The 12,408-nt window shown below is 56.0% G+C and carries 7 protein-coding genes and 1 pseudogene; 3 read left to right on the top strand and 5 right to left on the bottom strand.

What is annotated here, in order from left to right; all coding sequences use genetic code 11:
- Positions 1–11: 11 nt before the first annotated feature.
- The 5 genes and pseudogenes from EQV97_RS21990 to EQV97_RS21970 form a co-directional block, all read right to left on the bottom strand.
- Positions 12–281: a WXG100 family type VII secretion target gene (locus EQV97_RS21990; protein ID WP_088235354.1), complete on the bottom strand. Its 270-nt coding sequence runs from the start codon at positions 279–281 to the stop codon at positions 12–14.
- Positions 281–994 carry a VWA domain-containing protein gene (locus EQV97_RS21985; RefSeq protein ID WP_240889979.1) on the bottom strand — a complete coding sequence of 238 codons (714 nt, stop codon included), beginning with the start codon at positions 992–994 and terminating at the stop codon, positions 281–283. Before EQV97_RS21985 ends, EQV97_RS21990 begins: the two co-directional genes overlap by 1 nt.
- A 700-nt stretch (positions 995–1,694) precedes the next feature.
- Entirely contained in the window at positions 1,695–3,653 is a 1,959-nt protein-coding gene (locus EQV97_RS21980; protein ID WP_240889975.1) for a DUF262 domain-containing protein, read from the bottom strand.
- Positions 3,650–5,077 (bottom strand): DUF262 domain-containing protein, encoded by a 1,428-nt coding sequence (locus tag EQV97_RS21975; protein ID WP_240890099.1) that lies wholly within the window; start codon positions 5,075–5,077, stop codon positions 3,650–3,652. The genes EQV97_RS21980 and EQV97_RS21975 overlap by 4 nt, the downstream gene beginning before the upstream one ends.
- A 72-nt stretch (positions 5,078–5,149) precedes the next feature.
- Positions 5,150–5,480 (bottom strand): annotated as a pseudogene (locus tag EQV97_RS21970) (channel protein TolC); the annotation flags it as partial.
- A gap of 295 nt (positions 5,481–5,775) precedes the next feature.
- On the opposite strand from EQV97_RS21970, the gene EQV97_RS21965 reads away from it, so the two are divergent.
- The 3 genes from EQV97_RS21965 to EQV97_RS21955 all read left to right on the top strand — a co-directional run bounded on the left by EQV97_RS21965 (position 5,776) and on the right by EQV97_RS21955 (position 12,400).
- Positions 5,776–5,952, top strand: a complete 177-nt coding sequence (locus EQV97_RS21965) for a hypothetical protein (protein ID WP_240889973.1) — start codon at positions 5,776–5,778, stop codon at positions 5,950–5,952.
- Between the two features lie 593 nt (positions 5,953–6,545).
- Positions 6,546–9,848: an SNF2-related protein gene (locus EQV97_RS21960; RefSeq protein ID WP_240889971.1), complete on the top strand. Its 3,303-nt coding sequence runs from the start codon at positions 6,546–6,548 to the stop codon at positions 9,846–9,848.
- Positions 9,836–12,400, top strand: coding sequence for a DEAD/DEAH box helicase (locus EQV97_RS21955; RefSeq protein ID WP_240889963.1), 2,565 nt, complete (start codon positions 9,836–9,838; stop codon positions 12,398–12,400). Before EQV97_RS21960 ends, EQV97_RS21955 begins: the two co-directional genes overlap by 13 nt.
- Positions 12,401–12,408 lie beyond the last annotated feature (8 nt).

The raw sequence follows: 12,408 nt of genomic DNA, 5'->3' as shown, positions 1-12,408 counted from the left end.
GACCCAGCTCCCTAGCTCTGCAGATAGTCGCGCAGACGCGAAGCAAGTGCGGCCAGATACGGCACCTGTTCCGTTGCATGTGCACTGAACTGATGCAATTGCTGAACGAGCGACTGGTAATCCTCCTCGAACTGCAAGCGCTTCTCGTCTTGCCAACTATCACCAAGCGACGCGAATGCACCGTCCAGTGTGCCTACTGAGTCGTTGAGCGAGTCGATGAATTGTTGCAACGCATACGCGAATCGCTCCAGTTCGTCCGGGTCTCCGATTGCTTGTGCCATTACCAGTAGCCCCCATCGTCATCTGAAGTGTTCTGTGGCTGTGGTTCCAGCGATGCCTGACGATCCTCGATCTCGCTCGCGGCCGGCAGGGTATTAGGCGTCTGCGACTTCGTACGAATCACCACCGACATGGTGACGAACTTGAATCTGTCCCGTAGCTGTTTGGCGTTCTCCGCATAGAAGAGATCGTTCTGCGTGCCTTCGATAAATTGGCCGAGTACCGCCTTGTCAGCGTCAACACCGATGGCAATCGCCATGCGATCGCATTTCGCGGAACGGCCATCGCTGACGAACCTGTTCAGCGGCTCCTTCCAGCCGCTGTCCGGCTGCCCATCGGAGACAAGCACAACGGTGGGACGGTAGGCACGTGATGGCACGACATCTTTGTCTTCGATCATCGCTTTCGCCATGTCGAGCGCTACGCCGAGCGGCGTGGTGCCACTGGCGGAAAGTGCTTGCCATTGGATATCGCCGGCACTGGCCAGGGATTGATGCAGATTGACGTGCGATCCGAAGGTGATGATCGAGACCCAGATTTCAGTCTCACTGGATTCAGTGCCACGGAACGTATGCAGCATGTCGCGCACTGCATCATTCAGATTGCGGATCTTATCTCCGCTCATGCTGGCGCTGACATCGAGCAGAAGAATGACCGGGAGCGGCTTGGCCTTCGGCACCGTGAATTTCGACGGGTCGAATGGGGTGTTGCTCATGGCAAGACTCCTTGAGAATTATGAAATGGATGGGCATAGCATCCATGCCGATGCGTCCTACATCGCATGACGCCCGGTGAGATGAAAATGGTGCGCGTCACTGAGGGATGTCCACAGGGAACCCTCAGGCCTGATCCTGGATATCGCTATTGGCGAGTGGGTACGGAACTGGATGCGTTGAGGTGGGGATCAGGCGTGACAACGCGAACAGTCTGGGCAGAGTAATTTTCGCTTGGGACATGAGACTTCCTTGTTCTACATCTCAACTGACAAACATCAAGTTTGCGTCGATGCTACTCATTTTGCGGGCAATATGCCATCTACCTGTGGGGCATAAGACCAAAGTCTTTTGGCGTCTTTCGAAAGCGGCGTGTAAGCCTCAATGCCGGTGCTCGGCGTCTCGACTCAGGGGGGCTCTGCGGACCGAGCACGGATGCCAGGTTGTCAGTATTGGCTGGCTGGCGCCCGTCCCAAAGGGGCCAGTCGAGGCTTAGGAGTATTTTTCGATGCCCTCATAGGCTATTCGGATCTGCGAAGAACATTTTGCCTTGGCTCTAATGCGGTGCTTTCAGTTCCTAAAAATTTTGCATTGCTCCCACTCGCATCGCAGGTCAAGAAAAAGCACGGCTGAAATGCGCCCCGGTCCACTGCGTTCCGGTGGCTCAATCAAACGGTTCTGGTGAACATACCCGGCAGCTTGTCATCGGCGAGCGGTTTGACTAGCAAGATAACCGGCCAGCACATCGATCATGTTCTGTTGATGTTGCGCGGCCTGCGCGTCACCCCATTGCTTGTGGGCGTAGATCAGCTTCATTTTCAGCGAGTCGACGCGTTCCCTGTTCCGGTTTTGGAAGTGCTGGCGCTTCTCGTTGAACGGCTTGTTGCCGTATTCGGAGTTGATGCCCCGCGAAACCAGAGCCAGGTTGCCGAAGGTGTCCAGTACCTGGTCCGAGACGGTATCGAGGTCGACGTCCTGTGCCGTCTGCGGCGAAATATGCTCGATCGAACTCTTCGCCGTCATCCTAAATTGGGCGCGCTGCTGGTTATTCAACTGTGCGGCATTGGTGCTCCAGAGGACGAACTCCAGCTTGTAGAACCAGTAATGCGCGAACTTCAGGCCCAAGGCTGCGCCCAAAACCATATTGGGGTCGAGTAACGGCAAGGTTGCCACGTCATCGTTGAGCAAGACATGGCTGCGTTCGATCAATGGCCGGCTGTCGCTAGTGCACAGTAAGTGGTTATCCAGGTGCTTGAGTTGCTGCAGGTAGCTGGCCCGGCCCGTTCGATTTGCACGAATGTACGCCAGCAGAGGAGTGAGCCAGTAGTGAGTAGTGATCTGCTGCGAGTGGTAGAGCATGCTTTGCAGCAAGGCGAATTCGTGATCGCTGCTTTCTTCCCGGAACAACGTCGTGTAGACCTTGCCCGAAGCGGCTGGACTTTGCCGCTTGTGCATGTTGTGGATGAGGTGGTGTTCTTCGCCATCGACCTCCACCCATTTGATGACATGTTTGTCGAAGCAGTAGCGCACTTCCCACACCAGGGCGATGAACTTTCGGACCTTGGAGCCCGGGCAGGACGGCTTGAGGAAATGTGTGTCGAACAGGGACAGCAGGTCCTTGTCGCTGATCCTGGGAATGTCCGCTTCACCCTGCTCGTGCAGCCATATGCGCAACGCGTGCTGTAGCAGCATCGAGAAGCTGATGATGCTGCGCACCTTGCGCGTGCCCTGGAATATTTCGAGGTGCTCGCCACCGATCTGGGGGGGCGCAGCCGCCTTGCCGGCCAGGATCTCGCTCAGGGCCAGCGGGGGGGCGGCGCGGGTGGTGGAGAACTCATCGCGCAGAGCTTGCAGAACGCGGGACGACCAGGCCAGTTGCTCGTCATCGCGCTTTGCATCTGCATTCGAGAACAGGTGGTGCACATCGAGCCGAGTGATCCGGTGCAGATTGCGCTCCACATAGTCGTCCATGTAGGCGCAAGCCTCCCACAGCGCGGCATGCCGCTCTCGCTCGGCGCTATTATCGATGTGCTGGAGCAACCTGGCTTTAAGAATCTCATGGTGCTGCAACTGCGCGCCTCGGTTGTTAACCACCTCGAACACCTTGTTGAGGTCCATCGTCGCCGGGAACTGGGTCATGACCACGGTCAAGCTGTTCAACACATATTCGCTGAACGCAGCCAACTCGGCGTTCTCATGCCTGTTCCTGAACTCCTCGATGATCCCAAGCGCGTTGTCGATCTTGTCATGTTCTACAGATGGTGCCTGGCCGGAGGTGCAGATGGCCCTGAACGCTTTGTCGATGTCCGGCCGGATGGGAAAACCCAGGCGCGGGCGAAGCCCGCCTTCGTGTTCGCCTGCGAGGAACGGTCTGAGGTTCTGGCCCAAGGTCAGCGCCAACAACCACAAGGTGGTGAAGCGTTGCTGGCCATCGATCAGGTCGTATTCGACGGTCGAGCCTTTCTGGTGCCGGGGCATCACGAGGATGCCGCCCAAGTAGACGATGGGGCGTCGCTCTTCATACGCGGCCCACAGGTCCTCCAGCAAGGTGCGTACCTGTTCATCGCTCCAGACATATAGGCGCTGGAACACCGGGATCCGGAAGAACATGCCCTGCTCGGTGATCTGCCGCAACGTGATGGCGTGCGATTGTATGGTCATGCGCATTGCTCCTTGATCCAGGCCTCACGCCCGGCCAGTTTGCCTTCCTTGCCATAGAACGCCAACACCGCGGCCTTGTAGCGTCCGCGTACCGTCGAGTCTGTTTGGATTTCTTCGGCCGCATAGATGGCCGCGGCGCGTGGGTCGGACATCAGGAAACCGATGACTTCGTCCGGGGTATAGGCTTGGGCGATGACATCCAGCAGGTTCAGCGACGCGTCGCGCAGGTAGACGGTGACCGCTGCAGCGAAGATGTAGCTCTTTTCGATGCGGATGGCGCCGATGACAAAGTCCAGGCTGAGAGCGAAGCGCAGCAGGTCGCGGGTACCGAAACGATCGACAAACATCACCACCGCCAGGCAGAAGAGCTCACGCAGATACGGCGAGAGGCGTAGGGTCACCGCGCTGTAGAACTGCCGGAATGCCCGCTCCTGCGTCGAGATGCCGAAAAGCTGGTTGACCAGGGCGGCGTACTTTTCGACATACAGGAAGAAACCGAGCCCGCGCTGGATCGGCTGGCGTAGGGAAAAGGGCAGGGCAGCGATGTCGTCCGGCTCGGGCAAGGCGCCGCGGCTCAACCTGAGATTGCCCGCCCGGGAGACCAGCAACTGCGCCGAAGCATAGGCGAGCGGCGCGGGCGAGATGTCCAGCCGGTTCCCTTGGTCAGGGCGCAGGGTATTTGCCTGGAACTCATTGATCACGCCGTCCCGGGATTCTTCCTGAAGTGCCTTCTGACCACGCCAGCGCCGGCCGCGCCAGAGCAATTTGCCGAAAAGTAACTCGTCAAAGTCACCCGCGATACCTTGGCAGTGGTCATGTTTCTGCCAATGCTCCCAGCGCCCGGCGAACCGTGCCTGCAGTTTCTCCCGGTGCTCGCCCTCGATGGCCCGCAGGTGGAAAGCCTTGAGCAGGTCCGCGGCGCCCAGCGGCACGCCGCGGCTGTTCTGGTTATCGAAGAAGGTGAACGCCAGGTCTTCGTTGGGTACCGTTATCACGCTGAACATGATGCGCTGGAACAGGGCCTTGCAGTCATTCGTTAACCCCTCGGCTTCGATGATCCGCTGGGCCTGTTGGATATTGTTGACCGACTCCGGTGACCGGTAGGCAAAGTCGGCCCCGGTTGGCAGCGTGCCATGCAGCACATGGTAGAGAATGCACAGCGTTGTAAGGCGCTGCTGCCCGTCAATGACGAATTGCCTGTTCCGTGCGCGGTCCTGGTGAATGAGCAACGCACCCATGTAGTAGTCGAGTCCGTTCGCCATCTCCAACTTAAACTCGTGCAGGTCCTTGAGCAACTGTTGAACCTTGTCCTTGCCCCAGACGTAGGGACGCTGGTAGGTGTCCAGTGCCAGTGGCATCCGTTGCGAGGCAAGCAGCGCCTCGAAATGGGTAACTGCGACCTTCACAGCTTTGTTCCTGATCATCGTTGGCGAATCCTTGCGCTGGGCATCCCCTGAAAGGGCGGCAATCCTACCGCGAATGGTGAATGATGGCCATGAGCCGCCCTTTTGTGCATGCCTCACGAAGTCAATGCGATTCGACAGCAGCGAGCGTTTGTTGGAGGCCACGGCCTTTCCAGGGCGCCGATTTGCACGCCGCGATACTCGCGGGTGGTGCCGGTGATGACTTCCTGACAGGTGGAGTTGAGTTTGTCCTGGACTTTGGGTTGTTGGCGCTTGCATGGCGGCTGAGGACGCTGACTCCAGCAACGCGGTACAGCGGGATGTTGGTATCCAGGCCGGTCGAACTGTAGTAGTTACGCTGGTTCAACTCCGACAGCGACTGGCTTTCGCCGACGGTATAGCCGGCGACGAAGTCCAGGGTGGGCCTGGTCGGCTGAGACAGTCTTGACTCGCCCGGTGATGTTGGGGGCACGGAGGGCAACAATGTCCTGCTTGGGCTGGGCGGCAAAGCCCGCCTCAATGGCGGGCTCAGCGAAGCCCCGCTGAAAGGCGGTCCCGGCAACGGCACCTTCGTGGTCGATAATCTCGGCGATGGGGTCAACGAAGCCGCAGGCGGGGGTATCGACCTGTTGCAGACCAGCCTGGTCTGCTACCTGCTCGGCAACAACGTCTAGGAACTCACCTACACCGGCAGCAGTTTCACCGGTGCCGACAACCCGTTGACCAACACCATCACCGGCGGTAACGGCAACGACTCGCTAATGGCGGTCGATGACTACGATGTCTTCGTGCTCGCAGCAGGCTTCTGCGCCGACCTGGTCTTTGGCGTCGACGCCGCGTCGGGGGGCGGCCAGGACCGGATTAGCATCCGACAGCGACCTTTGCCGCCCATTTGACCATCGCCGATGTGAGCGCTAATATCCGGCTACCCCATGTATGGGGTGCTAGGGGTCGAGTGTTCTAATCACTCCGTCCCGACCATATTTTTCAATGACTTAGCCTAATCTGAAAAGGTTTGTCTTTTTCATGTCTGAAAAATACCCCCACATTTACCCCCACAAAAAAATTAATACTCTCTCGATTCTCAAGCAGGATCTAGTCGTTCGATCGATAGGCGTGGGTGTAATTGCGCGCTGCGTAGAATTTTCTCCGCTGATATCATAGTGGCATTATTTCCAGTTAGCCCAGATTGTCTGGCGCGGTAAGGAAGAATAGGTACCCCCGAGAGCACGAGTTAGGCTAGGACAGTTGCATGATCCAGGCAGTCAAGGATGGATATTCGCTAAATGTCGAACCGCTGACGCGGGAATGTACGAAATCTTGCCATCACGATATCGCCTTTGCAGCGAAAAATTGGTAGTTCGCAGGCATTGTTAGTTTCCTCTTCGATTTGGCTGACTATCATTGATGCCAACGAGGTTTTCGCAAAAAAAGTATGGTATTCGAGGCTAGCGTCGAGCGCTGGCGCAGCGGTTCATATGGAGTAGTCATGGAGTTGGATAGGAAGGATCGGGGTCCACAGGATTCTAATCAAAAGGAAATTCCAGTCGGCGCTTTGGTGAGCCTTCCAAATTTGCCCGAAAAAGGAACCTGTCGCTTGGTGAGTGCAGATAGGGGGCAGATCAGGCTTTTCTCTTATACCGAGCGAACCGAATTTCTCATTTCATTTCGGGCTCAGCCATTATTCAGGTTCGCCGTCAGTTCGGGTGCAAAGGTACGGTATCCCGATCCCAACCATCCTAGAAAGGTATCCTTCGGTATCGTTGTCGAGCGACGTGAACCTAATGATGATGGCCTCTTCTCTTATCTAATTCGACAGGCAGATGGCGTTCAACTGGTTTTGGTTGAAGGCCAGTTTGTTCCTATTGGAGGCAAGGGCGATCCCCTGACCTCTATTCGCTCATTCAATTGGTATCAGCCCAAAGAATATTTTGCGAGATGGGCATTTCAAGATGTTTTTTCTCTTTGGTGTGAGGGGGCCAGTGGTTTGCCTGCGATGCTGGGGGCCCGAGTCCGACCTCTTGGACATCAACTCTATACTGCACGCCGCGTCTTGTGGGATCGTTTACCTCGTTTCATACTTGCCGACGAGGTTGGGCTTGGCAAAACCATTGAAGCCGGCTTGGTTCTTCAATCCCTGCTTACACAAAATCCTGAATTACGCATCCTCATCATTGCTCCGGGGTCCATGTCACGCCAATGGCTTAATGAACTCTATCTGAAATTTGGTGCGAGGGCGTTTGTCCATATAGACGCCAACCGACTTTTATCATCCACCGGAACTGAACTAACAACCCTCGCGGAGCAACGGAGGCTAATTGTATCGAGTACGGCGCTCACGACTGATCCTGTCTTTGCCAGGACTTTGGGCGCCAAAGAGTGGGATATTGTCGTAATCGACGAAGCTCACCAGTTTCCTCCGGGAACACCTATTTACAGCCTGTTGGAAGTACTAGCGCTCAACGCTTGGGGAGTATTGCTACTTTCAGCAACGCCTTCCAAGCGCGACGTTGCAAGTCTGGTAGGGCTTCTGGCGCTGGTCGCTCCGGACGTCTATAAAGCGGAAGATGGCGAAATGCTTGAGCAGCGACAGATTCAGCAGCAGAGCATCTGGGACCGCTTGAACTTTACAGCAAATATTCTGGAGTCAGCCAGGGCCGAGGGCAGGCAACTAGACCAAGACTCGTTGGAGTTCCTCGCTGAGGAATGGGTGGAAGTTCTGCCCGATGATCCAAACGCTTGTGGGATGATAGACCGGTTGCGCGCGGGCAACGCCGACGCTGCCATGGAACTGGTGGCCTACGTCCAGGAGTTCTACCGACTGGATCACCGAGTAATTCGCAACCGAAGAAAAACCTTGCGGCAATTGGGCCTTAATTGGGCGCCTCGCCAGCACATCCAACTTGAATACGCCCCATCTCGCGATGAGGCGATCTTCCTTGGGCACATGGAGGCGTTGCCGGTTGGCGATGGCTTGGCTTCGGTCGCGCTGCGATCTTTGTATTGGCGCTTCGCTACAAGTACGGCTGACAACGCACTAGCGTTTCTACGCAAGCGCCAGGAGGCACTGACTACGTTAGGAGTCGATAGAGTCAACCATAGAAACGAGTGCAGCCTAGACTGGCTTCTATCTGATCCTGGTCCAAGCGAGGAGCAGTTGATCATCGATCGGATCCTGGCAGCTACTCCGCCGTTTGAAGCTGAGAGGGCGTGGTTGAACATCGCAGTCCCGTTGGCTGAAGCTTGGTTGGAAACAGGGGTTTGTGAACGAATTCAATCTGCGGTCCGTTGGATTGAGACTCACTTGGCCGAAGAGGCCTCGCATCAAGTCCTGGTTTTTACTCAGGATGCCCAGGCTGTGAAGGAGGTGGTGGGCATTCTTCGGGCATGCTTAAGTTCAAGCGAAATTCAGGAATTTCACTCCGAAATGCCCGAGGCAGATTTGGCTGAGGTGGCCTTCGTCTTCCAGCATAATCCGAAATGCAGGCTCCTCGTTAGCGATGAGCTGGGGGGCGAAGGACGTAACTTTCAAAATGCTAGTGCCGTTGTTCATTTGGATCTGCCTCTTTCCACTGCCCGGATTGAACAGCGGGTTGGGCGCCTTGATCGGATCGGTCGAGCGGCGGATCGCCCAGTGATTTCCATCACCCTAACTGGCCCGCTCGCGGCGGAGCAGGCTCTGCTTGCAGTCCATGTTGAGGTGTTCAAAGTGTTTGAACGCTCAGTGGGCGGTCTTGAATTTATCTTGCCCCGCTTGCAGAGAGATATGGCCATCGCTTACGGCGAAGGTGCGCAGGTACTTAGAGGTTTGTTGCCCCAGTTGTCTGCTCGTGTTGATGAAGCGCTGGCAGCCACCGACGAGGCTTTTGAGCTCTCTTGGGACGCTACTAAGCCTCAACTCGATCTTGCGACAGTGCAAGCGCAGCATTTGGATGAGGCCTGTGATTCACAACTGGCTGAGGAGGTTGTGACCCGCTGGGCGCGCCGGCTTGGTCTACGTACGCGTCGAATTGAAAGCGGTGCTGTCGAGTTTAAATGGGAAAAGGATGACCTCCGGGTAGATCTGCCAGGGCTAACCAGTGGCCATGGAGGTTTTCTCCAAGGCACCTTTAATCGGTCACAGGCACTAGCACATGAAAACCTTCAATATTTTGGGCCTGGTCATCAACTGATCGACAGCATGCTTGCTTCACTTAGCAGTGATGACCTCGGCCGGGTTACGGCTTTTGCCATCCCATTCGAACCCAAGTTCAAAGGGACTTGGCTGCTGCATGTGCTGGTGAAAACGCGAGTCAACGAGGCACTGTGGGCCGAGGACGGCATGACCGCAGGGTTGGCGCTGCGGGCAGAATCAGTCTATTGGCCGGAAGTGATACCCGAATTGGTCGCGTTGTTACCGGGGCGGGACCCGGGTGCGGCTGTTGTAACAAACTCCTCAGTTCGAAAGCTCTTAACTACCCCATCTGAGCCACCCCGAACCATTCCGATTAAGCGCGAGCAACTCTCGGAGTTGCCGAATTTAGCGGACCTTTTCTCTGCGCTCTCGCAGGGCGCTGAGCTAGCACGCTCCGTCATTGCCCAGCGTCAGCGTGATGTGGCTGCGGTCCGAGTAGAGCAATTGAAGGGATATCTGCGATCTGAACTCGGCTGGCTTAAATGGCAAGCCGAGCAAGGATCCGCAGAGACCGCTAGCAAAGCACGAATCGACCTCGAAGCACGCCAGGCGCTGCTGGAAAGTGTGAGGCAGCCTATTACCGAAATAGAAGGCTTGGCGTTGATATGTCTGATTTAGATGTAGTGTTCAAAGCCACAGCACAGAGTATGGAAACGGCAATTGCTGTCTGTAAAACCACGCTTGCCGAGGCGGTTTCTGAGAGCGAGTGCTGGCGCTTTCGAAGCCTACTGCGTTGTTTCAAAGCTCTTCAAGCCGCTGAGGCCAGAGCTGACCGTGGTGCGCTGTGGCAGGAGGCTGTGCGGCTGGTGGGGGGGCGGTTGCCAGTAAGCCGTGAAGCGCTGCACCCAGGAGATCAGGAGTTTCTGAGCAGATTCGGGTTGCGTCTTGGCGGTATCGAGAGTCAGCCAGTGTTGCTGCTCGATGCGAAGGAAGATCATGATCCGCTTCATGTATGTATCGATGAGGCCTTGCAGCTAGATGTGTCACTGCGACAGCCTTATCAGACTGCTGTGGCCGATGCTCTACTTCTGCGATTTTCACGCTACCTACACTACCGAACTCCAACCCAAAAGGCAGCGATACAAGCCCTAGCTTGTATGCCCAGTGGGGCTAGCTTGCTGGTGACGATGCCAACAGGCGCAGGAAAGAGTTTGCTGTTTGAGTTGGCCCCCGCATGGTGGCAAACCACTCTGATGGGGCTGGAACGGGCGTGTGCGGTTGTGATTGTTCCAACGGTTGCACTGGCGTTGGCCCATGCAAGCCATTTTGCCACCCATCCCGGGCTTAAAGGGAGCGCCGCGTTAGTATCGGAGCTATCGGGTGAAAAAAGGGGAGCGCTGCTTGATGCTTTCCGGCGTGGCGAAGTACCGCTTTTGTTTTTATCGCCTGAGATGGCTTTAAGTACAAGTGTGAGACAGGTGCTGATAGAGGCATCGCGCCATTCGACCGACAAGCCTCTTGGTCTAAATGCTCGGTTGATGGGTGTGTTTATAGATGAGGCCCATATTATCGAGAGTTGGGGGCGAAGTTTTCGGCCTGACTTTCAGCGCTTACCCGGATTAGTTCATATGCTCCGGAAGACTAGTCCTGAGATTAGAACGATTCTGCTTTCTGCCACCATTGGCGATGCAGCGAGAAACGAGATCATTCGTGCCTATGAAGTTTCTGGACGTTTCCTCGCTATTGACGCCCGCGTGCCACGTTATGAACTCGATCTTGTCACCTACCGTTGTCCAAATGCGCAGGAGCGGATGCGACGGGTAATCGAGTTGGTGGATCGCCTCCCGCGTCCGGCCCTGGTTTACACGACCTTGGTGACCGATGCACTCGAACTTGGAGATACGTTAGCAAAGAGGGGTTACAAGCGCCTGGCGGTATATACCGGTGAAATGGGCAGCGAGGGAGAGCGTAAGCGGGTTGTTGACGATTGGTTGGCCGACCGACTCGATCTGGTGGTGGCGACGTCGGCCTTTGGTATGGGCATAGATAAGCGCGATGTCCGAGCGGTGGTCCATGCTTGCGTGCCTGAAAGCCCGGCACGTTACTATCAGGAGATTGGTCGCGCTTCCCGCGACGGACATCAGGGACTAGCCGTTATCCTGTGGGTTGGTAGCGCCGGCAGTGATAATGACTGGAGATTGGCGCGGCGGCAGGCTGTCTCCGGTTGGTTGACACCTGAGCTATTGGCATCACGGTGGCAAACATTACTAGCTAATGCACAGACTTCCAGTCCAGACGAAAAAACTGGGGAGCCAAGGTTTGCCATGGTCCTGGACGCCGGCCGGAATAAATCGGGCGACATTAAGGGGGATTACCACCGGCTTTGGAACATGAGTTTGCTCAACCTGCTGCAGCGTAGCGGGCTATTGCAAGTGGATGTGGTGGAAGATAGCGCTGAGATGCCTGTATGGCGGATTACTCTCCTAGCAAATTGGCTTTTGGAGTCGCCATTAGCCACGGACCTGCGCTGGGTGCCAGTGATAGCGCTTCGCGACGCGGAGCAGCAAGCATCTCGTGAAGACCTTGAACACTTTCGTTGCTTAATAGATGGAAGCGAACCAAATTGCATACTTACTGGAACGTTTGATTTAGTCGAGGCGGGCTCGAATATCGTCGATCCATGCGGACGGTGCGAATTTTGCCGGCGCAACGAGTTTACTCCCCCGCAGGAAGTCACGTTCCATGGCTTGAAGGCTCGTTGGTCGGAGCCGTGCTTTTTCAAACCTCATGCTTTCGTCGCAGGCGTAAGCGTTGTGCATCCTCTGGATGAGCATTTCGGAGAGGGGTTGAGGGATCTCGTAATCCGCCTGGCTGCAGCAGGCATTGAGCAGTTTGTTGCGCCGTCCGGGGTTGCGGAGCGGCTTTCATTATTGCTGAAGGACTCACCTTGCCAATTTGGTTTTGTGCATGATTTTGAGACGCTTGAACGTGCGGATGCCGCGATTGCCAATTTGCCTACTGCAGTACTTATTTCTGTTGACTATAAAAATCCTCGCCAGCTTTTGCAGCGACTTGAGTCATTGGAAGACGTGGCGCGCGAACAGTGTTTTGTCCTGGTCGTATCATCTGATCTGCAAGTTGAGGGGCGACCAATGGCGCAGGTTGCCTCTGTTGTCGCTCCGATTCGGGAGCGAGCGCTTGAGTCAATGGCGAGGAGACTAGTCTTGTGAGGTTATTT

It is taken from the genome of Pseudomonas sp. TMW22090 (genome assembly GCF_022496665.1).
Taxonomy (GTDB): domain Bacteria; phylum Pseudomonadota; class Gammaproteobacteria; order Pseudomonadales; family Pseudomonadaceae; genus Aquipseudomonas; species Aquipseudomonas gregormendelii.
The sequence above is the reverse complement of the archived record's forward strand: the minus strand, read 5'-3'. Positions and strand labels throughout refer to the sequence as shown.